General features: G+C 67.7%; 21 protein-coding genes and 3 pseudogenes. 9 read left to right on the plus strand and 15 right to left on the minus strand.

Annotated elements, in window-relative coordinates; translation table 11 throughout:
* Window positions 1-219 (plus strand): annotated as a pseudogene (locus ACFTZB_RS25320) (hypothetical protein); the annotation flags it as partial.
* A gap of 473 nt (window positions 220-692) precedes the next feature.
* Here the strand turns inward: ACFTZB_RS25320 and ACFTZB_RS25325 are convergent.
* The 5 genes from ACFTZB_RS25325 to ACFTZB_RS25345 all read right to left on the minus strand — a co-directional run bounded on the left by ACFTZB_RS25325 (window position 693) and on the right by ACFTZB_RS25345 (window position 3,122).
* Entirely contained in the window at window positions 693-911 is a 219-nt protein-coding gene (locus ACFTZB_RS25325) for a hypothetical protein (protein ID WP_378435214.1), read from the minus strand.
* A gap of 340 nt (window positions 912-1,251) precedes the next feature.
* Entirely contained in the window at window positions 1,252-1,623 is a 372-nt protein-coding gene (locus ACFTZB_RS25330; protein ID WP_378435216.1) for a hypothetical protein, read from the minus strand.
* Complete coding sequence (locus ACFTZB_RS25335) at window positions 1,577-1,951, minus strand: aminoglycoside 6-adenylyltransferase (RefSeq protein WP_378435217.1); 375 nt, start codon at window positions 1,949-1,951, stop codon at window positions 1,577-1,579. The genes ACFTZB_RS25330 and ACFTZB_RS25335 overlap by 47 nt, the downstream gene beginning before the upstream one ends.
* A gap of 9 nt (window positions 1,952-1,960) precedes the next feature.
* Complete coding sequence (locus ACFTZB_RS25340; RefSeq protein WP_378435219.1) at window positions 1,961-2,335, minus strand: YciI family protein; 375 nt, start codon at window positions 2,333-2,335, stop codon at window positions 1,961-1,963.
* 184 nt (window positions 2,336-2,519) lie between these two features.
* Window positions 2,520-3,122: a TetR/AcrR family transcriptional regulator gene (locus tag ACFTZB_RS25345; RefSeq protein ID WP_378435221.1), complete on the minus strand. Its 603-nt coding sequence runs from the start codon at window positions 3,120-3,122 to the stop codon at window positions 2,520-2,522.
* Between the two features lie 76 nt (window positions 3,123-3,198).
* Here ACFTZB_RS25345 and ACFTZB_RS25350 point away from each other — a divergent pair, with 76 nt between their 5' ends.
* Window positions 3,199-3,750, plus strand: a complete 552-nt coding sequence (locus tag ACFTZB_RS25350) for a DUF1992 domain-containing protein (RefSeq protein WP_378435223.1) — start codon at window positions 3,199-3,201, stop codon at window positions 3,748-3,750.
* A gap of 631 nt (window positions 3,751-4,381) precedes the next feature.
* A complete protein-coding gene (locus ACFTZB_RS25355) occupies window positions 4,382-4,882 on the plus strand; it encodes an N-formylglutamate amidohydrolase (protein WP_378435225.1) in 501 nt (166 codons plus the stop codon).
* Window positions 4,883-5,047: 165 nt separating this feature from the next.
* On the opposite strand, the gene ACFTZB_RS25360 is transcribed toward ACFTZB_RS25355, so the two are convergent.
* Window positions 5,048-5,392 carry an Lsr2 family protein gene (locus tag ACFTZB_RS25360; protein WP_378435227.1) on the minus strand — a complete coding sequence of 115 codons (345 nt, stop codon included), beginning with the start codon at window positions 5,390-5,392 and terminating at the stop codon, window positions 5,048-5,050.
* A 148-nt stretch (window positions 5,393-5,540) separates the two neighbouring features.
* On the opposite strand from ACFTZB_RS25360, the gene ACFTZB_RS25365 reads away from it, so the two are divergent.
* On the plus strand, window positions 5,541-5,792 hold the full coding sequence (locus ACFTZB_RS25365) for a hypothetical protein (protein WP_378435229.1): 252 nt from the start codon (window positions 5,541-5,543) through the stop codon (window positions 5,790-5,792).
* 395 nt (window positions 5,793-6,187) lie between these two features.
* Here the strand turns inward: ACFTZB_RS25365 and ACFTZB_RS25370 are convergent, their stop codons facing one another.
* The 4 genes from ACFTZB_RS25370 to ACFTZB_RS25385 form a co-directional block, all read right to left on the minus strand.
* Window positions 6,188-6,547 carry a WhiB family transcriptional regulator gene (locus ACFTZB_RS25370; protein WP_378435231.1) on the minus strand — a complete coding sequence of 120 codons (360 nt, stop codon included), beginning with the start codon at window positions 6,545-6,547 and terminating at the stop codon, window positions 6,188-6,190.
* Window positions 6,548-6,991: 444 nt separating this feature from the next.
* Window positions 6,992-7,318, minus strand: coding sequence for a hypothetical protein (locus ACFTZB_RS25375; protein WP_378435233.1), 327 nt, complete (start codon window positions 7,316-7,318; stop codon window positions 6,992-6,994).
* Complete coding sequence (locus tag ACFTZB_RS25380; protein ID WP_378435235.1) at window positions 7,315-7,629, minus strand: hypothetical protein; 315 nt, start codon at window positions 7,627-7,629, stop codon at window positions 7,315-7,317. Before ACFTZB_RS25380 ends, ACFTZB_RS25375 begins: the two co-directional genes overlap by 4 nt.
* 378 nt (window positions 7,630-8,007) lie before the next feature.
* On the minus strand, window positions 8,008-8,214 hold the full coding sequence (locus tag ACFTZB_RS25385; protein ID WP_378435237.1) for a hypothetical protein: 207 nt from the start codon (window positions 8,212-8,214) through the stop codon (window positions 8,008-8,010).
* 1,148 nt (window positions 8,215-9,362) lie between these two features.
* On the opposite strand from ACFTZB_RS25385, the pseudogene ACFTZB_RS25390 reads away from it, so the two are divergent.
* Window positions 9,363-10,034: pseudogene (locus ACFTZB_RS25390) on the plus strand (RNB domain-containing ribonuclease); the annotation flags it as partial.
* An 82-nt stretch (window positions 10,035-10,116) separates the two neighbouring features.
* Here ACFTZB_RS25390 and ACFTZB_RS25395 read toward each other — a convergent pair.
* Window positions 10,117-11,358, minus strand: a complete 1,242-nt coding sequence (locus tag ACFTZB_RS25395) for an IS110 family transposase (RefSeq protein ID WP_378435239.1) — start codon at window positions 11,356-11,358, stop codon at window positions 10,117-10,119.
* 327 nt (window positions 11,359-11,685) lie between these two features.
* On the opposite strand from ACFTZB_RS25395, the pseudogene ACFTZB_RS25400 reads away from it, so the two are divergent.
* The 4 genes and pseudogenes from ACFTZB_RS25400 to ACFTZB_RS25415 form a co-directional block, all read left to right on the plus strand.
* Window positions 11,686-12,906 (plus strand): annotated as a pseudogene (locus tag ACFTZB_RS25400) (RNB domain-containing ribonuclease); the annotation flags it as partial.
* A gap of 953 nt (window positions 12,907-13,859) precedes the next feature.
* Window positions 13,860-15,032: an AAA family ATPase gene (locus tag ACFTZB_RS25405; RefSeq protein ID WP_378435241.1), complete on the plus strand. Its 1,173-nt coding sequence runs from the start codon at window positions 13,860-13,862 to the stop codon at window positions 15,030-15,032.
* Between the two features lie 208 nt (window positions 15,033-15,240).
* Entirely contained in the window at window positions 15,241-16,200 is a 960-nt protein-coding gene (locus tag ACFTZB_RS25410) for a phosphatidylserine/phosphatidylglycerophosphate/cardiolipin synthase family protein (protein ID WP_378435243.1), read from the plus strand.
* Between the two features lie 285 nt (window positions 16,201-16,485).
* Window positions 16,486-16,977: a helicase associated domain-containing protein gene (locus ACFTZB_RS25415; protein ID WP_378435245.1), complete on the plus strand. Its 492-nt coding sequence runs from the start codon at window positions 16,486-16,488 to the stop codon at window positions 16,975-16,977.
* Between the two features lie 654 nt (window positions 16,978-17,631).
* Here ACFTZB_RS25415 and ACFTZB_RS25420 read toward each other — a convergent pair.
* The 4 genes from ACFTZB_RS25420 to ACFTZB_RS25435 all read right to left on the minus strand — a co-directional run.
* Window positions 17,632-18,930, minus strand: a complete 1,299-nt coding sequence (locus tag ACFTZB_RS25420; protein WP_378435247.1) for an AAA family ATPase — start codon at window positions 18,928-18,930, stop codon at window positions 17,632-17,634.
* A gap of 70 nt (window positions 18,931-19,000) precedes the next feature.
* Entirely contained in the window at window positions 19,001-20,191 is a 1,191-nt protein-coding gene (locus tag ACFTZB_RS25425) for a hypothetical protein (RefSeq protein ID WP_378435249.1), read from the minus strand.
* Window positions 20,188-20,382, minus strand: a complete 195-nt coding sequence (locus tag ACFTZB_RS25430; protein ID WP_378435251.1) for a hypothetical protein — start codon at window positions 20,380-20,382, stop codon at window positions 20,188-20,190. Before ACFTZB_RS25430 ends, ACFTZB_RS25425 begins: the two co-directional genes overlap by 4 nt.
* Window positions 20,379-21,522 (minus strand): VWA-like domain-containing protein (locus tag ACFTZB_RS25435; protein WP_378435253.1); only part of this gene is annotated, 1,144 nt, incomplete at its 5' end. The genes ACFTZB_RS25430 and ACFTZB_RS25435, both read right to left, overlap by 4 nt.

Here is a 21,522-nt window from a genome sequence, read left to right on the forward strand (position 1 = left end):
GAAGGGTGGCGGGACATGGCGGCCTTCGCCCAGCGGCAGCATGATTCGGGGCTACGGGAGCGGCTGGAGTGGGCGATCGAGGGCAAGGGTGCGTTCGGCCGGTTCCGGGACCTCGTCCATCAGGAGGGCCTCGCCGACCAGTGGTACACCTTCGCCACCGACCGCCAACTGGGTCGTGCCCGCGAGTTCCTCGCCGCCCAGGGTATCCGCGTGGGCTGATCATCGGCCCACGCCGCCTCTGCCGCGGGTGTCACCGACCCGCCCGCCCACACGAGAGGGCGTCCCCGATCGTCCGTCGCGGCACGGCATCGAAGGCGGCCCGCCTGGGTTCGTGATGACTGAAGTTCCAGGGAATGGAGCCGGATTACGGTGCCATGCGCTGAGACACGTGACGAGTCCGCGTGCCGCTGCACCGCACAATGCCACCGGCACCGACCTTGACAGCTCGATCCGGATACCGGAGGTGACCTCGCCGGGCCGCGGGACCGCGGACGCCGGCGGTCGGCGGTCCGGCGAGATGTCCCGGGCATTGGGGTGCCCCGACGTCGGGGGGGGTGACGCCGGGGCGGGGGTTCCGAGAGTCGAATTGGGGGGAGAATTCCCGGAACTGCGCACAGAGTACACACCGCGACCGACATGACCTCGCGCGGCTACGGTTCCGCGGTCAGGTCGACATCAGGCGGGTTCCACACTTATTCGCGCATCCCGTCGGCGAGCTCGAGGACGCGTCCCAGGTACCGCGTCATGAAGGCATCGAGCGCACGCCGCGACAACTCGGGATAGCCGGCCTTCCGGAAATAGTGCTCGAGATCGACGAGCTTGTTACCGATACGCACGCGCTGCTCATCCAGATTCACCAGCTCGCCCACCAAGCGATCGAGTTCATCGGCCTTGCTCATCACACTGTCCATCGGTCTCACCTCGGCACTGAAGTTGGCGCGGGGCGGATGCTTCCCGAGGCGCTCGGCCTCCACTCGCCCCGCTAAGGGAGAGCGTACCACGTACTTCGAACGCGTGTTCGAGTAACTGTCGGTCCTCGGTCGCAGCCGGGTTTCGGGGTGAAGTCCGCACAGCTGCTCGAGGACCTCTCCCTCGCGGAGAGCTGACGGATCGGTGGTCTCGGCGACAATCAGCACCAAGCCCTGTGCAGGTTCTCGCGGCCGGTGGCATTCTGAGACGCTGCGAACTGCGGACTTGCTGCTTGCCTCACGGCATGGCCACAGCAATCAGTCTCAATTCCCTGGCATTTCTTCAGCCATTACGAAGCGAGACGGGTCGTGCCGATGCCCCCGCCGCGTCGGCGATCAGGGCGTTCTGGCACCCACGACAGGAATGGTTTGTGATTCCGCAAGGGGATCTCCTTGCGGCGACGGGTTTTTGCTCGACGGTCGGAGTGTTTCTTCCGAACTGCCGGACTCGGTAGCCGTTCGAGTCGGACAGCAGGAGCGGCCCGTGCGCGATTTCACCAGTTCCGGGGAGACGACGAACGAGCGACTTCGCCTGCATCAGTGCCGCCGCCCACGTCCAGTTGACCGACTCGTCGAACTCCTCGGGCGACGGCAAATCCGCGAGGACTTCATTCAGCGATGTCGTCGCGGCGGCGCCATCTTTGTCCAGCAGCACCCGGTACGGTCGTGCGTAGTTGCGACCGTACCGGCTGCCGCGCCGGTAGCACAGTGAAGTCGATTTTCCCGCCAGCGCAATAGGCCAGGCGAGTCGGATTGCCTTCCCCGTCCTGAAGCCGCTCGACGACCAGGACGTTTCCCAGCCCGGACCACCACGACTGGTGGACCACCAGCGCGGGTACATCGGTGGTGAACACTTCGATATCGCGATCGGACAGCGCATGCTCTGTTCCGGCGGCGGCCGATCCGGTCAGGACGAGCGCACGGACATCCTCACCACTGTCTGCCCACTCTGCCAGGGCTTCGAGAGTGCGACCGTAATCCACTGCCCCGGTCTATTGGGGTTCTTCTTGGAGAGCGCGGACCTCGATGCGTGAGCCCAGTGCGGCGGAGGCTTGTTCGGCCCAGGTGACGGCGGCGTCCTCGTCAGCGGCCTTGATGATCCAGAATCCGCCGACATACTCGGCCGCCTCGACGAACGGTGCCGGGGTGTGTGTGGGAATGACACCGGTCGCGTCGACGGTGATCGCGGTGGAGGGTGGATGTAGTCCGCCCGCGGTGACAAAGGCTTCAGCAGCAACGAGATCGGTGTTGAACTTTTCTACAGCAGCCATGACCTCCTCGAGTTCGGCGGGGTCCATGTCCTGCATCGAGTCCATCGTCGGCTCATCGGCGGTGTCATGCGGCAAGGTCAGGAAGTACTGTGGCATCGGGGTTCTCCTTCATTCGGTTGGGTGTTCTTTCACTCGGGGCGACCGTGCGCGGAGAGAAATCTCATCGTCCCGACGTGACCCCAACGGGACACCGCGCGTGGAAACCGCGTCCCGTCGATCGCCTGTGACGACCCGGCGTTGAGCGCGGGTGGGTTCGCGACGCACCCGACCTCTGCGTCGGTCATGACGTGGGTCCGAAGAGTCGGTCGAGATGCTGGTCAATGGCTGCGAGCGCCGCGTGCGGTTCGATAACGTTGAGGTCGAGAAGGGGACCGAGGCCGGTCAACGCAAGGACGAGGTCCGTTTCGATGACCGGATCGCAATCGCCACGGATATGCCCCTGGCTGATCGCCTCCCGGATGAGACTTTCGACCATCGCGCGTCCCTCCCGCAGTCCGAGGCCAACCTGGTGACGCAGTGATGGGTCGTGCATCGCTTCGAGCACGTACGCCGCGTTCATACGGCTGGTGGCACGGGAGTCGGGTCGCAGAGGAAGCATCTCCGTGAGGACTACTCGCAGCACGTCGCGAGGATGCGGAGGTTGGTCGAGTGACCTCAGGCTTCGTGAGACTCGGCGAGATGTCTGTTCTGAAGCAAACTCCATCGCGAAGGCCAACATCTCGGCGCGTGAGGAGAAGTAGTGCTGCAACTGCCCCAGTGAGACTCCGGCCTCGCGGGCGACTTCACGCATGGTTGCTCGTGCCCAGCCGTGCTGATCAACGACGCGCCAGAGCGCATGAGCGATCGACTCACGTCGCTCGTGATGGTCAACCTGCTTCGGCACTCGGACCCCTCACTTTCGCAATACACATGACATAATACACGTGACCTAAATAGTTCCGCGACATGGAGTGCCGGTGATGCATGAGCACGCGCTGCCCCTCACGTTCTGCAACCCCTCCGCTTTCGCGTTCGACTCCGAGACGGCGATCGCACTGCTCGCCGACATGCATATTCGAAAGGCGATCGAACGGGGCGATTTTGACGACCTTCCCGACAGCGGTCAGCCACTCGATCTGTCCGATGCCCATGACCCGGATTGGTGGCTCAAGAGCTTCATGAAACGTGAGGGACTCGCGTTCCTGCCCCCCTCCATTCAGTTGCGCAAGGAGGACGCCGCCCTGGACGAGCAACTCGATCAGCTATCGAACGAGAAGGCCGTTCGACACGAGATTGCCCAGTTCAACGAACGGGTGCTGCACGCTCGCTACCAACTGCCATCAGGACCGCCGCTGATCACCATGCCACGTGACATTGAAGCCACAGTGGCCGCATGGGCCGATCGCACAGCGGCGCGATCTGAGAAAGCACGCACAACGGCGCGTGAAGAAGCCAAGGCGAAGAAGCGTTCTCGCCGAGGCGTCTTCGGCAAACTAGGTCGTCGACGACCGCGTCACCGCACCGAAATGTGACCCGCAAAATAGCCCAGTATCCAGCCGAGGACCGCACTGCTGAACGGCCGGCTACTCCCGGACACCTCGTCGACGAGATGAAAAGCCGTCGGCGCGACCGACTCCACCTACGGCCTCGGCCTACGCAGACACACCACCCCCCCTTGCGGCATCATCGCCTACGGCAACGACGGCGAAGCCTTGATCACCCAAACCTGGTCCTACACCAGCAGCGGCCAACACCAACAAGTCACCATCGCGCTCGGACCCAACCACACCGTGGACCCCGATGACGCCATCGACGACCTCCTCAGCACAACCCTCTGCCACACATAACGCCGCAACCATCGCCGCATACACCAGCTCGAGAGCCCCAGAACCATGCCAACTCCGTGACGCAGGACATCGGTCGTCGGTTGCAGCCAGGTTCCGGGGTGCAGTCCGCACAGCAGCCCGAGGACCTTCCCCTCGCGGAGAGCCGACGGATCGGTGGTCTCGGCGACACTCAGCGCCACGCCCTGATCTGCCACGGCCGCCCACCCGGCCCGAGAATCAGCGCAGCACACACCGATTGTGGACCCTCGTGTCCACGAGCCCGTGCGGGTGATCGCTGAAGGACGACGTGAACGGGTGAACCCGTAGCCTGTTGCTGGTGTCCGCTCCCTCCGGCGATCTGCCCGCCGAGCAACCTCCAGTGCTGCCGTTACTGACCACACTGGGTCCGTCGGCGGACCCGCATATCATCACCACCCCGGCCCGGACCGGTACGAACGTCGAACTGCGGATCCACACCTCGCTCACGGTGTTCGAGGTCGAGGCCGCACCGTGGGCGCCGGCGGTCTCGGGGTTCGTGGTCATCGTGCTCGTACACAGCGTCGACGCCGCCACCGGCCTGCCGCGGCATCTCCCGGTCGCCGAACCGAACGAGTGGGCGCGGGCGATCTTCGCCGGCATCGACGCCGGGCAGGGGTATTTCCTCGGCGCCGTCGACCCGGACACCGGCGAGCACCGGGACGGGCAACTGGCCTACCGGCTCTACCTCGACACCGACCGGCGGGCGATCCGAGTGCCCCACCAGGTGGTCGGCTGTCCGCACTACCGGATGCGCACCGGCGGTACCGATCCCGAGAGTCGGATCGTCACCACTGCTTGACCTCACGACGTGCAGCACGTGGTCGCTCGCGGCGACTGTTCTGGTGCGGTACCCGGGGTATGCGCGCCACCGTCGGCCTGTTCCACAGCGGACCCCTGCGCGGGCACTCCACGGAGCGGGGGTGTTCGCCGACGGTGAACGACCCGGAGTACGGGTCACCCGTGGTCAGTGGGCGTCGTGGAAGGCTTGCTCGATCTCGGCGGGGATGCGGCCACGGGAGGACAGTTCGTAGCCCTGTTCGCGCGCCCAGGCCCGGATCTTCTTCGTCTCGTCCGACGACCGCCGCGCAGCAGGGGCAGCCGACCGGTCCGCGCGGTGTCTGCGGCCCCCGACCCGGGTGGAGTGGGCGATGTAGTACTCGAACGTCTCGCGGAGCTCTTTCGCGTGCTCGTCCTTCAGGTCGATCACGTACTCGACGCCGTCGACGGCGTAGCTGATGCTCTCGCCGTCCTTACCGAACACGGTGCCGTCGATGTCGTCGACCATCTCCACCACGACCTTGCGTGCCACAGATTCACTCCTCGCGTTCTTCGTCGGTCCGGATCTGATGACAGTACTGGAAGTATCAGGTAACCCCGGCGAGCTCAGCGGCCGACAGCGGGATCCGCCGAACCACCGGCGTGGTCCACTGGCGTGCGCACCGGCCTAGCATCGTGCAATGACGACGATGAGGTCGCTACCGCTGAACGCGATCAGCCTCGGCTACCGCATCGCGCGCCTTCCTCTGCGGCTGATGGAGGACGTCACCGCGTCCGAACACATCGCAGTGTTCGCCTATCGGTGCGATCGTGTCGCCGCCCGGATCCTCCGGGACGAGAGTCTGTTGTTCGTCGACCCCGAGCCCTCGGCGGTGGTCCGGCTGCACGACTACCGTGACCGACTGCGTGGTCGCAGCAACCCAACGCAGTAAACGAACACCGACCTCACCACGGACGAGGACCGAGATGGGGGTGCCGAACCGCCCTGTGTGGGGGTGGTGCGCGGCGGAACTCGCCGTATTCTGCGCGCAGGCCAGGCGCTGTTCGGCCCACGACCACCTCCACCGCTCACCAGTTGGCGCCGGCCCGCCGAACATGATCGGCGACGACGGCTACGGCGCGGCGAGAGGACGCATGGCGACAGACGGTGCGACGGCAAGGCCGCCCCATCCAGCCGCGTGGAAGCCGACCACCACCGCCTCCGAGTGATGTGCGCCCGGGCGGCCGATCCCACACCCTACGCAGATGGTGGGTGCATCCAGCAGGGCACGGGGGAGGCCGCCGGCGCCGGCGACCCTGATGCATCCGAGGATCGGTGCCGCGTCCGCTACCGGAAGGATGCCCACTCGCGTTCGGCATCGTCGGATACCGGTCGCCGCGGTGGCAGCGATCGGCGTTCGCCGCGGCGGCGAGCATGTCGCCTGCGCTCGGTTTCGGTCATCCCGCCCCAGGTTCCGTACGGTTCACCGGTCGCCAGGGCATGGTCACGGCACGCGGCACGCACCGGGCAGCCCTCGCAGATCTGCTGGGCCCGCATTTCGCGCCGGGCCCGGGCCTGGCCGCGTTCGGTGTCCGGGGAGAAGAACACCGACACGTCGAGTCCGCGGCACGCCGCCCACTCCTGCCACCCCACCCCGGCAGTCGGGATCTCGTACGACGGTCTCGGTGCGGTTCCTGCGGGTGCCACTGCCGATTCCCTTTCCGTTTCTTCCGAGCCCGTCGTTGCTCCGAACCCGTCGTTGCTCCGAGCCCGGGTATGTATCCCCGGGCCAAAGACTGGCGTCGGGCCGCTGCCGTGGCCACGGGCTCCCGGCTACACCGCATCTGGAGAAAGCAAACCGGTCATCCTGTTCGCAGAGGTATACCGGACTGCGCGGCCCGGCGCCACTCGGTCCCATGTCCAACATCCCGGCCTGCCCAAGATTCCGATGCAGCGGTTCACCTGCACGTTCGTTGGCATTCGTACGTTGTTGATCTCACGCGGCAACCACTGAGCGCACCGACGGATTTACCCTGGCGGGGCGCGCGGCACGATGCCACGAGCGGGTCTCCATCCGTGACAGATGCAAAGCGCGGTGGCCAGCGCCTGTGGAACTCGACTGGGACCGTTGTGGTGTCTGCGCGGACCTCGCTACATGAGGGCGTGCCGGTCCCGGCCCTGGATGATCTGGTCGGCCAGCCGGTACACCGCCAGCTCGTCGGGGATGCCGACCTTGGTGGCGGCATCGCGGGCCGCGAGGAACGCCCGGACCTGCTCGTCCCCTGCTGTGCGGTTCCGGCGCAGAAACGCCTGGCGTGCGTCGGCGAGGTCTTCCAGCACCCACCACTGGAAGCGGTCGAGACCGGCGGCGATCTCGGCGATCCGCGCCCGCTCCGACCGGCGGGTGCGCCAGCGGTCCGCCAGGTCGGAACCCCCGAGCAGGAGACCGAGAACGACGGCGCAGACCGCGGTGATCACAGCGCGTCCCGGCGCGCGGCCACGGACCGTGCCGGCTCCCGGGTGCCGGACCTTACCGGCTCCCGGGTGACGGACTGTGCCGGCTGCCGGGTGACGGAGACCAGGGCGACGGTCGCCGTAATCGCGACCACGAGGATGAGTAGCAGCGGCAGCGAGACCTCGGACACGATGACAGCCCCCACCACGGTGGCCACGAAGGCGAGCACGGCGAGCACCCAGAGGGCTCGGGCCGCCACCGCCTGACGGGTGAGGTGGGCGGCAGAGCCGCCGACGACCAGCACGGCGCCGATCCAGAGGGTCCAGGTGGTCATGGCGGTGCGGGTCCTCCCAGGCGGTCGAGGGGCGTGAAGTCACGTCACAGGGTGTCATGCCAATGGAGGCCGACAGCCGGGCAGGCCATGAGCGGGATAATCGGGCTGCGCACACAGGCGCACAATCGGCCCATGCGGCTAATTGTGCCGATGCTGGCCACCCCCGGGGAGCCAACTTCGACCTACTCCGCAACCGTGCCATACATGCCGGATAGCTAAGCGGCCCAGAGCAATCACGATAATTGCGCCAATCCGATTACGTGACGGACAAACCCCTCAACCTGGGGAATTTCGTGACCAATGACAGATGTGGATAGCACACGCCACCATCACCTCACCCCTGCCCGATCTCCTTCACCACATCTGACGAGGCCGACGTCAGCCCTCCAGGTGTTGCGAGTCCGTCGAACCGACTGCACGAAACGCGCGGGACGCCTTCAACCCCTTTCGCACCACCCAGAGTTGAAAAATCGCCACGACAACCGATCCCGCCGCGAAGACCATCGCCAGAAACCACCACCACGCGTCAAACACGAGATAGAGCACCGCACAGGCACCGGCGGCGGCAATGAACGCCCACTGCACGCGGTTCAGCGTGCGAGCCTTCTCAGTGGCACGAGTCATCTCCGCAAGATAAAACTCCTGGCTGTGCGAATGAATGTCGATCTCCCGTCCTCAACTGATCCGACACCGGTGGCAACCGTCCACGGCGACCGGGGACACAGAGTCCGCGTCCTTCGTCGCTACCACCTGCCATCGTGCAACCGTCAGCGTAGAGGTCGTCACCGACACTGCGCGATGTCCACACACCCCGGCCACCGTGGGCGCCGCGCGCCGCGACCCCACCACTCGGCAACGGGTCGTTGGCGGCCAGTTGCCGGCGGACGCCCACAGGAAACCGGATCCCGTCCCGCCGTTGCCGCTCGTGGCGCCCCGACGGCGATCATTCGCGCACAGGTCGAGGGCACTCCGGCCACCGTCCGGGTGCAGCGGCTGCCCGTGGGTGGCCCAGGTGCACCAATTGCCGAGAAACTGTTTCGCACAGTGGTCCTCCGGCCACGCTCACCGCCGTGCCCGTAGCGCGCTGCGCCTGACGTGCGGTGCGGGTGCCCTCGAACAGGATGTCCCACTCGTCGCCTGCGAGCACACCCCGCCGATACGCCCGCCGCACGTCATCCCAGCTACCCGCGGCATACACGTCCACCGACTGGTCGCCTTCGGTGGATACAGAGCCATAGGTGTAGTTCCAGTGCACCCCGGAACGCGCCCTGATGGGGACCGCATCCCCCTTCGGCCCCGGCTGTGTGCCCGACGCACCAGCGTGGGCCACTCCACGTAATCGCAGGCCCCGCGGGGCTGGGTGTGTGACCGTGTGTGGGCACAACCTCAGACGATCATGTCCCTGTGCTGGGAGACGTCGACGTCGAGCAGGACATCCCACGAGACCGGGGCACCTGAATTGCAGAGCATCATCATGTCCGGCCAGATGACGGGCTCGGCGTCCTCATCGGGACCGCTCGTGCTGCCCCGCGAGAATCACCGCCACGACCGTCCACCTCGTCGGCCGGGGTAGTGACACCCCACCAGTGCTGACCGCACACCAGTCCATGGGGACCTCGCACGAGAAACGCCACCTGCCTGGGGGGTGGCCCGGGCGTCGTGTGTCGGCGACCCGCAGGGTCCGTAGCCGGTTATCGTCGAAGACCTGTAGTGAATCAAGGGGGCAGGCGACCATGGCATCACCGACTACCACCGACCTGTCGAGACTGCTGATGATCGACTCCGCGACTGCGCGGGACCGCGACGACGCCTTCGCCGTCACCCCCCTCGCCGACGGCCGCGGATGGGCAGTGGAGGTTCACATCGCGGGCGTCGCCGACGTCGTCGGCCTCGGGTCGGTCGCCGACGAGCAGGCGTTCCTGCGGGCCGAGACCCGGTACCTGCGCGACCGCACCGTTCCGATGCTCGGCGCCACGGCCGAACGGGCGGCCACCCTGACCTCCGAATCGCGGCGGACCAGTCTGCGGGTCACCGGCACCCTCACCACCGACGGCCGACTGATCGACACCGCCGTCGCCCGCGGGCAGATCCCCTCCGGTCGGTGCGTGGCCGTCGATCACGCGCAGGTGCCCGGCATCCTGACCGACCCGCAGCATCCGCTGCACCCCCAGTTGGCTGCGGCGGATGCGGCCGCGCAAGCCCTGCTCGGCGCCCGCCGTGACGGCGGCGCGCTGGCGTTCTACGACCTCACCCGCGGCTGGGCGACCAACGAGGACGGGGCCATCGTGGCGATCGCCGCCGAACTGCGGACCGTCGCCTACGTCATCGTCCAAGAGCTGATGATCGCCACCAACGAAGCGGTCGCACTGTGGTGTGTGGAGCAGGGATTGCCGATCCTCTTACGAAAATTAGGTGACCACTGCGGGTGAGGACGGGTAGGGGTGACCCGCCGATGTCCCGGTGGGATGTCGTGGTCCGGCGGTGGGGTTATGCGGTGTCACCGAGTGGTGTGAGGGTGACTCGGTAGCCCAGTGCCTCGAGCTGGTCAATGGCCCGGCTCCGAGTCTTGGCGGGAATGCGCCGGGTGAAATAGTCGGCGCCGGGGTCACGGTAGAGGTCGCCGTTGGTGAGCATGTTCCAGGCGGCGACGAGCATCGCATGCTGCACGGCGACGAGCGCCTTCATCGGACCCCGCCGGGACGCGATCCGCTTGTACTTGGCCGAGAAGTAGGTGCCCTTCGAGCGGGACACTGACAGCGCCGCGGTCCCGAGGGCACCTTCGAGGTATCGGTTTCCCGGTCTGGTCTTTGTCGACTTGACTCGACCGGCCGATTCGTGCGATCCGGGGGTGGTGCCGGCCCACGAGGCGAGGTGCCCGGCGGTGGGGAACACCCGCATGTCCCCGCCGGTTTCGGCGAGGACCACCTCAGCGATGGTCGTCGAGAAACCCGGGATGCTCGTCAGCAGGTCCCGGGCCGCCCGAAAAGGTTCCATCGCCTCGGCGATCCTGGTATCGAGCTCACCGAGGGCCTGCCCGTATTGGTCGATCAGCGTCAGGTGCATGCTGATCAAGAACGCGTGGTGGGGCGTGAAACGTCCGGTCAGGGCCTCGGCCAGTTCCGGGATCTTCGACCGCATCCGTCCCTTGGCCAGCTCTGCGATGACGGCGGGATCGTCATGACCGTCAATGAGGGCGTCGAGCATCGCTCGGCCGGAGACCCCCATGATGTCGGTGGCGACCGAGGACAGTTTGATCCCGGTTTCCTCGAGAGCCTTCTCGATTCGTTGTACCTGCCGGGCGCGGTCGCGGGCCAGCGCGGTGCGGGCCCGGGTCAGATCACGCAGCTGGCGAATCGGTGGTGGCGGCACCAGTGACCCACGTAGCAACCCGTGGGCGCCGAGGTCGGCCAGCCAGGCGGCGTCGGACACATCGCTCTTGCGGCCCGGCATGTTCCGGGCGTCGTGGGCGTTCACGAGCATCACCTCGAGAGTGTCCTCGAGGAGATAGAAATACGGTTTCCAGTAGTTGCCGGTTGCCTCCATCACGACGCAGGTCACTTGCTGCTCGACCAGGTGCTCGCGCAGGGAGAGGATCTGCTTGGTCATCGCGCCCCATGTCGTCACCGTCGCCGAGGTGCGTCTGCTGCCGCGGCCCTGGATCCGCACGCACACCTTCGCGTCCTTCTTCGAAATGTCGATTCCCGCGCACCGCGGGTGCACCACGTCCATTTCCGACCACCGTTCCCGGGCTGGGCCCGATACGCATTCGCTTGTGTGGGTGTGTGTTGCGGGGAGGGCGGGATGAAAACAGAACTCTCTTACTCGTGCTCGACGGCAACATTCCACGGTTCCCGCGGATGAAGATTGGCCCTCCGCCACCATGCTGTTCCACAGGCTCACCGGCACCACGGATAGGCTCGGGGTCGACCGCAACGCACACGCGGAAAGCCTGCGCTCTCACCCGCTACCCATGCCAGTGCGGCCGACCTACCAGGGCGAGGTCATCGACTCACATTTTCCCCATCCACGGAGGGTCTGCGAAGCGACCCTGGATCGCTGTTCCGCAACCACCGACCCAACCCGGTCGCCGGCCCCGCCGACGAACTGATGACCGAGATCGCCGCCGCATCCGGCGACCCGGACCTGTTCGCGAAACTCCGCGGCCGCCTGCTGTCGACGCTGCGGGCCGCAACCTACGACCCGACCGTGCACGGCCACTACGGATTACGACTCAGCGCCTACACCCACGTCACCTCCCCGCTACGCCGGGTCGCCGACCTGATCAACCAGCGGATCATCCTCGCCCACCTCGACCACACCACCACCCCCTACACCCCCGATCAGCTCGCCGCCCTCGGCGCCGACCTGAACCGGCGCACCCGCGCCGCCCGGGAAGCGAAGAAGAACCACTTCAAACACGCCGACCACCGCATCGTCGCCGAGCAGGCCACCGCCGATCTCACCGCCCTCGATGCCCGCACCTTCCACAAGGTCCTCAAGACCGCAGCCACCGGGCCGCTTCGCGACGAGATCGCCGCCGAAATCGCCCGCCGCGCCGACGCCGACCTGCTGACCGCCCCGGACGTCGCGGTCCTGATCGACGCCGCCGACCCCACCTGGCGCCCGATCCAACTCCGCGTCCTCGACACCCTCGCCGCCGCACACCCGGAGATGGGGCCCAGTGTGGTGTCGGTGTGGCGGCAGCGGCAAACCCACCCCGACCAACCCCCCACCGACCTCGAGACCCGGCAGAGCGGCGCCGACCACCACCCACTGTTCGCCGCCCGCGCCACCCACCGCAGCATTCGTGGACCCTGGACCACCGCCTCCGCGAAGAAGCCCGCCGAACAAGCCGCCCTGTGGGCAGCAGTGCGCGCGCAGCTGACCGGCACCGACCACCCCGACACCGAACCGGACTGGCCCATCACGCCACCACCTCCGGAGCCATCGGCTCCCCCACCGGCGCCGGAGGATTCCGGGCCCGCCGAGTCCGTCGAACCGCATCGGAAGACCACGCCGGCCGAATTGAATCTGGACGGGGCGAAGAAGTCCAAGGCACTGTCCAACCCGACCGCCTGGCTGATGAGCCTGGCCCAGAACAACAATCAGGCCCCACCCGAGTGGGAGATCCGCACCGACGGTCCCGCGCACGCACTCCGCTTCACCGCCACCGTGTCCCTCGCCGGCCACACCGCCACCGCCGACGCCACCACGAAAACCGCGGCGAAGACCGCATCGGCGGCCGCGCTCATCGAGGCACTCTTCGCCCGGCAGTGATGGCGCCACGCGGTCTTGTGTGTACCGCGTCAACACCAGTCGGGCGCCGGGGCGGCTGAATCGCTGCCGTCAGTCTCAGGCGGATAGCCTCCTGAGACGCCTGAGGCGCGCCGACCGACACGAAGGACGGCACTCTCGTGCGGCCCGAATAAGAGCGGCGTCGACCAATCGGAACATCGACATCCCGACCCCCTTCGATCCGAAAACAGAATGACGCAGGGACCCGATGCCGCGGTTTCGGGCGAGAGCAGGTCGTCGGGCAGGCGGTCGAGACCAATACGGATGTGAGATTTCCGGCCGAGGTATCAGGGGAGTGTCCGCACCTCGGCGTTGCGGTGTGGACGGCGACTGACCGCCAGCGCTGCCAACGGCGCTACCGGCCCGATCGAGTGTCTTTGAACCCGATTCAGTACCGCTTCGGGTGCCCCGCTCCCCACTCATCGACAACTTGTTTATCCCATTTGAACTGCGATAATGCTGCCACTCCCCCACTCCCCACCAGAATCGCCGGGGCCGTGAAAATGTGCGTTTCGATCCGGCGACAGACCGTATTGGCTCTAGGCTGATCCGGCTCGTTTCTCACATAGGTGGCGCGGCGTTGGCGCAGTTTCTGGCCCGGGTGGCGCACGATGCCTCGGTGCTGGGGACATGTCGAGGCGCGACGGGCGACACCCTGGCGATCACTTCGCACGTGTAGGAGCTCGAACGTCGGCATCATCTACAGCCCAGTCCCACACGCTCGATGTCACTCCTCGAGCGAATTCCGAGATCCCGACGCGCACCGCACCCCGTCTCCGCCGAAGAACTACGGAACCCTCGGCCCCTGCGAGGGAGGAAGTCCGCCGACACTGCTGCTGCTGCAAAGAAGCCAGACCGGACCGGCCGCCCGCGGCCACTATGGGAAGTTATAGGAGTTTATGGCACTCTTCCCATAAATGTCTATAGTTGTCGATATGGATCCCGCGCTGAACCCGTTCAAACCCGGCTCGGGCCTCCGGCCCCCGGCGCTGGAGGGCCGGGACCGGGAACGCCAGGAATTCGAACTCCTCGTCGCCCGCAGCAAGGCCGGCAACTACGACCGCGGGATGGTGCTCTCCGGGCTCCGCGGGGTGGGCAAGACCACCCTGCTCAACACCCTCGCCGAGCACGCCGAGCGGCAGGGCTGGCTGGCGATCACCATCGAGGCCCGACCGAACGAGGCCGGGATCGCCGCGGTCCGCGCCCGCCTCGGCCACGAACTCGCCGTCGGTCTCCGGCGTTTCAGCCGCAAACATCAACTCCACAAGGTCATCGACGACCTCGTCTCCCTCGCCCGCGGATTCACCCTCGGTGTCGGCCTGGGCCCGGCCAAGATCGAACTCGCCCTCGGCGGGCGGGCCGCCAGCGGAGACATCGACCTCGACCTCGAGGAGCTGGTCGAAGCGATCAGCGACGTCATGCGCAAGAAAGGCGCCGCGTTCGGACTGTTCATCGACGAAATGCAAGACCTCGACCCCGATCTGCTCGGCGCCCTGCTCGCGGTGCAGCACCGCGCCAGCCAACGAGAATGGCCGTTCTTCGTCATCGGCGCCGGACTGCCCAGCCTGTCGGCGGTGCTCGCCGACAGCCGCTCCTACGCCGAACGGCAATTCTCCTACCGCACCATCGGACCGCTCTCCCCCACCGACGCCGCCGACGCACTCCGGGTCCCGGTCGAGGCACACGGCGGTGCGTTCACCCCGGACGCGCTCGACATCGTCGTCGAAGCCAGCGGCGGCTACCCGTACTTCCTGCAGGAGTTCGGCAAGGCGATCTGGCACACCGCCCCCGCCTCCCCCTTCGATACCGAGGACGCCCACATCGCCGTGGAGGAAGGCCGTAGAGCGTTGGACGACGGGTTCTTCCCGTCCCGGTGGACCCGGGCAACCGACCGGGAACGCCGGTACCTGCGCGCCATCGCCGAAACCGGGGAACCCACACCCCGGTCCGGGAAGGTCGCCGCAGCCATGGGGGTGGCGACCACCGCGGTCAGCGATGTCCGGGATTCCGCCATCAAGAAGGGCCTGATCTGGTCCCCCGAACACGGTCGCATCGCGTTCACCGTCCCAGGCATGGCCGACTTCATCCGACGCCAGCCCACCGCCTGAACCCCCCGGTTCCCGCGCGCCGAGCCGGATCCCGCACTCGCTCGCAGCACTCTCGAGACGACAAGTGTGGTGCCCGAGGAAGTTCGAAGAGTGCTGCGGGAACCTTCTCCAGCAATCACCCGTACCTCGAGGGAGATAGTGACCTTTAGTTGATGCGCAGGCCAAACGGGTTCAGGCCGCAGTGACCATCCCACTACTCTTTCCCCGTATGGGGACCACCTTCCACGGGCCGAGCCCCTGGCCGCACATCACCCGCGCCATCCGCACGCGCGGACCTCGGCACGCCGCGATCGCCTACCTCGGCCAGGACGCCCCCGACCTGCTGCCGCTGCGCGCCGGAGACGTCCTCGTCGTGAACGCCTCGCGGGCCGCGGTGCGCGCCCACGCCACCTCCCCGGCCGCGCTCGCGCACTACGTGGCCGCCGGGGTGCGGGTCTTGTCGTCACCGAACCTGCACACAGGCCTGATCGCCACCGCCAGGTGGGCGGTCATCGGCTCCGCAGGCGCCTCCCACAGCTCCACCATCTCGGATGAGGCCGTGGTCATCACCGACGATCCCAAGGTCGTGTCCGCCGTCCGGACATTCATCGACGGCATCGACGAGATCACCGAGGTCGACCAGGTGTTCCTCGACAACGCCACCGCCATCTGGCAGATCGGCCGGACCGTACCCCTGCCCGGGATCGGCGGCCGCAACCGCGCCGAACCCGACTTCCTCCCCACCCCGGTAACCCGGATGTTCCTGTGGCACATCACCCACTACCAGCCCGGCGCCGCGGAACAACACGAGCGCGCAGCCCACACCCGCCTCCACAGTACGTCCGCGGGTCCGGCGGCGAAGTACCAGCTCGAATGGTTCCGCATCGACACCCCCGCCGGTCGCGGCCGCGGCCGGCTCCAGCGGGGCGACGTCCTGCTCCAGGTCACCGCCGACAACGCATGGCTCTACCCGCCCGCGGTCGTGGACTCCGACTCGATCGCGATCCCCCACACCCGCACAGCGGTGGCACACCACCTGCGTACCCGGATCGACCTGGAGCCGATCGCGGTGACCGACGCGGAAGTCCTGCTCGCCGACCTCGGGCACCCGGGTCCCCGGCTGCGCACCGACCACCGCATCGTCTCCGCCAGCCTGCGGGCCGCGCTGCTCCGACTCTGGAACCTATGACCGGTCCGCACGTTCCAGGCGTGACCCGTGACTACGACATGGCCGCCCGACGGCGCACCGAGATCGCCGCGGGCACACCGCCGGAGTGATCAGGCCAACGCCAGAACGGGACGGGTCCTTCACACAGTCGATCAGCTTCTGAGTTCCACCAGTTCTCACGACCTGTGCACAGGTTGCCATCCGACACGCGTCGACTTCCGTGACAGATCGTCAAAGAGGTGGACATACTTTGACTTCATGACTACCGGGCAACACGGGACGGCTTTTCGCAAGGATGTGATCTCGATGCGAGCACGGCGGACGGCGGCCTCACCTCTGCAGCTCTACGCCGAGTTTCGCCGCCGTCACCCCGCACTCGTGATGCCCGCCGACTACGTCACCGAATGCGGCTTCCGACTGGGACGCTGGCAGGACCGCCAGCGGGTTGCCCGCATGCTCGGCACCCTACCGCCGCAACGCATTACGCAACTCGATGCGATCGGCTTCGTGTGGACCGAGGACAGCACTCCGCTCCCTGCCGTGCCGCCGGCCGACGGTAAGCGGCGACGGATGCTCACCGAAATCGCCGCCTACCGCGAAGAACACGGCGACGCACTCGTCCCCGCAAACTATGTCACCGCCGACGGTGAGCAGGTAGGCCAATGGCTCTACCGGGCAGTGAAAAAGTGGCGAGCCAACGCACTGCCGGACGACGAGCGGCGCCCCCTCGCAGCCCTCGGGGTGTCCCCCGGGCCCCGCCCACGGGGACCACGGCTCTCAGCACACCCGATGCGATAGCCACCACCACCTGTCCCTCAGACAGATCGACACTCGCGCGCTCTGAGGCGCACAGGGGCAGATGGGCACATGCTCCGGTACTCGGCGAGGTGAAGGACTGTCAGATTCCAGTCGATGTGGACGGATTCGACGTGGCCGAAATAGATCAGAACTGTTCTGCTGCACTCCGGGACCGCCACTGGCCAACCCTGCTTCGGCCGCGTAGGTTCCGGGACCTTCGGCCTCCAACTACAGACGTCTCGCTGAACCACACGCATCTGCTCCCGTGTGTCTACACGCATTGCGGCACGCCTGCCGCCACGCACAACTCCACGCACATTAATTCGCACAGCTTCACGCACGTCGACACGCAGCATTTCACGCAGATCGACCCGCATAAATCGCGCGGTCAGGAACACGTGTGATGACCGCACGGGAATCGGAAGTACCCCGGTCCCCGGCGCACCCGGTGCCGGGGACCGGCGGCCGAACAGGTCCGGACGGACCCCTCCAGCCGCCGGTTCCGTCAGTCCGCGCCGTACAGTTCGGCGGCGAGAGTGCACCGCTCCCCTTCGCTGCGCTTCGTCCCAGTCGACGTCCGGCAGCCGTTCTGCGCGGAACTCGGTCATGATGTCGTCGGGCCTTGCCCACATCTCCTTTGGTTGTGATGGGTTGCTACACAGCGGGAGTGCGGTGCAGCGCGGCCAACAGGGCGGTATTGGTGGCGTGCGCGGTCGAGGGTTCGGTGTTGGCGAGTACGGCGGCGCTCGCGTCATCGATGACGACGCTCATGTGGGCGCGGTGGCGGGAGAGCATCACGCAGGCGCGGCCCGGATCGAGGCTGAACGGCTCGGCGGTGCGGTATCCGGCCAGCGGGTGCAATACCACGACAGCGGCCCGCTCGAGCCCTTGCAGCGAGTTCGCGGTGCCGACCAGCACGTCCGGGTGATCGGACAGCAGGGCGCGGATCGCCGCCGCCTGCGTCACGTGGGGAACCACCACCGCGATATCGGCGGCGCTGATGAGTCGCTGGTCCTCGGCGGTGACCAGCACGGTGTCGAGCAATTCGCGCGCCCGCTGTGCGCACGCGGTCACCAGCGCCGGATCGGACGGGCCGCCGCGGACCGTGACCGGGCGGTGCGCCAGCTCCGGCACGACCCCGCCTGCGTCGATCAGGTGCTCCGGTGGTCGGCGGGAGGTGAACGGCAGGTCGGGGTAGAACAACGGCCCGATCAGGGCGGTGGTGCCGGGTCCGAGCCGCCAGGTGTGGCGCAGCCGGACCACGCCCACCGCGTCGCCGTGTGCGGCCTGCAGTGCGATCGGTCCCGGCAGGTTCGGGGCGGTATCGCTGCCGTCCCATCGAGACACGTCGCCGGTCACCACCGGATCGATCTGACCGGGATCGCCGACACAGACCACCTGCCGGGCCATGGCGCCGAGTGCGCCCAGATCGGCGTAGGTGCATTGCCAGGATTCGTCGACCACGAGCACGTCGGCACTGATTTTCTCGGGGTCGGCGAACAGCCATCGGGCGGTCGTGCCGATCAGGATCGCACCCACCTCACCGGGCCACCGCACCTTCTGTCCTGACACCGTGGGCGTCTGGCCGCTGTCGGGTTTCGGCGGTTTCGCTTTCCATATCAGTGCAGCGCGATCGGTGAGGGTGCCGAGGCGCCGCGCGATTTCCATTGCCTGTTCGCGGGTCTGGGCCGCGATGCCGACACGTAGATCCGCGCGGTGGGCCAATGCTGCCGCGAGGAGGGTGACGAGTCGGGTCTTGCCCGCGCCGGGTGGCGACGGGACCACTACGGCGGGATCACCCGACCACACCGAGAACAGCACACGGGCGGTGATCGGGTCGGACATGATCTGCGATCCCGGCCACTGTGTGAGTGGTGGCGCGCTCGGCCCGGGTGCCGGTGCGCTCGAGGGGGCCGGGTTGGGGTTGTCGGGTCGGGGGGCGAGGATGCGCATGACGGTGCGACCTTTCACGAAAGGTGGTGCGGAGCATGATGTTGTGGGTGGGAGTGTCTGGCTGGCGGGGTTAGTCCTCTGCGCCTGCGATCAGCACGTCGAGGGGAACCTCACGCCGCGCAGCGACCGGTGTGTGGCCGGTGGAGAGCCAGGAACGGCGGGCACGGTAGAGCCGCCAGTATCGGCCCCGACCCGCGCGCATCGTCTGCGGGGACGGCGGCTGCGGCATCACGCACACCCGTGCTCCCGGTGTGGGGGCGTGTGCGCCGACCGGGCCGAGACCGAGGACCAATTTTCCCTCCACGACCTGTGCCGAGGTGACCTCGGCGCAGAACCGCTCGAAGGGTGTGTCCGCTGGGCTGCCCATCCAGCCGGTGACCTCGGATCCGAGACGCAACCGTGTATCGAGCCGCTCGCAGGTCACCGACAGCGAGACGCCCCGCCGACGCGTGCCTGTCGGCGGCGGGGTCACCGATGCCACCCCGACCGCCACGTGCCCGGTATGGACTGCGCGTTGCCGCCAGAGCGGATCATCGAGCAGGGCGGCAGCTTTCAGGTCGGCGGCATCGCATCGGGTGCGCAGTCCCATGGCGGCGGTGGCGGTGGTGTCCGGGCGCGACCAATCGTGCCCGGCTGTCGCTGCCGACAGCGCGCGGTCCCACGAATAGCGGTCGTCCTCGTGGATCGGCGCCAGTAGTGGCAGCAGCGGTCCGCCGCCGATCGTCGCGGCCCACTCGTGCAAGCCGCTGACGCTGTCATCGCAGATGCCGAACCAGTGCCGCCAGGTGGTCGCCGACCGTTCGGCGTCCGGGGTGGTGCCGAGGACGTACCGCGCCGACGACGCGGCCACCAGATTCACCACCGCCGAGGTGCCGGGATGGTCTGCCCGATCCGCCCACCACGCCACCATGGCCGCCGCGCCGGCCACCTGCGGGTCCGGGTGGTGTGCGTGCGCCCGCGCCAGCGTCAGCAGGGCAGCCACGGTGCCGGTGTCGTCGGTGAGCAACGGTGCCGGGTCGCAGCGCCCCACGATGGTGCCGCCGTGTGCGGCCAGCAGTGCCAGGGCATCGGTGTCGCGGGCCCGTTCCTCGCGGCCGCCGAACCCTGCCACTGCCACGGCGGTGCTGCCACCACGGGCGACCGCACGCACCGCCAGCGCCGCCGTGGACGGCACGAACGTGGTGTGCGTGAGCCGAGCGACCGGCGACCGGGTTTCGGCGGCATAGAGCCGCTGAGCGAGGTCGAACCATTCCACGCTCATACCGCTCCCCGCTCCTCGCCGGTCTCCTGCACCGGATTCGCGGCGCAGCGCCACCCGGCGCGCAGTGCCGACGCCGCCGCATCGGTCGCCGTGCCTGCCACTACCGCCGCGACCTGGTGGGCGGTGATCCCGGTACCGGCCAACACCCGGTCGGCGTAGCGGACCAGGGCGCCGCCGTCTGCCGCGTTCATCCGCGTGCTCCCGCGCCGACCGGCACGGACACCGTCGACGCCCACGACGGTGTCCGCCCCGCCGCCGTGTCACTGCCGATCACCGCGCACACCAGATGTGACCGCGACGGGCGATCCGGCCACGGCGTGTCCCCGTCCGTCAGGACGATCACCACATGCGGTTGCGGGCGCGCAGCGTTGGCCGCCGCGATACCCACCCGCATGTCGGTGCCGCCGCCGCCGATCAGTGTCACGTCGGCGATGGACCGAACCGGCTGCGCCGTGGTGCTCGACGCATCACAGGCCAGAATCCGCACCCGATCACGTGCCACACCGCCAGCCCGCAGCACCCCGGCGACCTCACTCATCGCCGCATCCAGATCGTCTGCCGACATCGATCCCGACGTGTCGACCACAATCGACACCGTGATCGACGGGCCGCGCATCGCCGGAGCGACGATGCCCGGGATCCCGCGCCGCGAGGGTCGCGAATACGTGTAGTTCGTCCGCCCCGCCTGATCCGCCACGACGCGCCGGATCACCGCACGCAACAACCGATCCCATGCCACCGTCGGCGGTGCCAGTACCTCAGCGGCCCACCGCACCAACCCGGCCGGGGCGCTCCCCCGCCCCTTGCCCGAAGACTCCCGTACGGCCTGCGCGACATACCGCCGCACCAGGTCGGCCTCCGCGCCGTCGAGACCGTCGGTGACCTCACTCCCGGCCGCACCCGACTCGCCGGGCACGGCAGGGCACCCCGCACCGGACCCGCACCCCGGATCACCATCGCCGACTGCGTTCGGAGATGAAGGGGCAGACGGATCCAGCAGGTGCGTGTAGTAGTCCTCCGCGATGCCTCCCGATGCGCACCCGATGAACTCCGGGGTGATCACCCCGTCGGGCAGTCCGACACCGGCCGCGAGAAGGTCATCGTTGATTTCCGCATCGGCGGCGTAGTTCCACGCCAGATGCGCGACCGGCTTCGGCAACAACTCCGCGCGCGCGGCATGCGCCCGCAGCAAGTGCCCAACCTCGTGCAACAGGACCGCACCCGCCACCGGGACCGGCCACGCGTTCGCACCGACCAGCAACGCCGGATCGAGATACACCCGCCACTGCGCATCCACCGCGAACGTGCCCAGCCCCGGCGCAGCCACCGGC

It is taken from the genome of Rhodococcus sp. NPDC057014 (assembly GCF_042673295.1).
In the GTDB taxonomy this organism is placed as follows: domain Bacteria; phylum Actinomycetota; class Actinomycetes; order Mycobacteriales; family Mycobacteriaceae; genus Rhodococcus_F.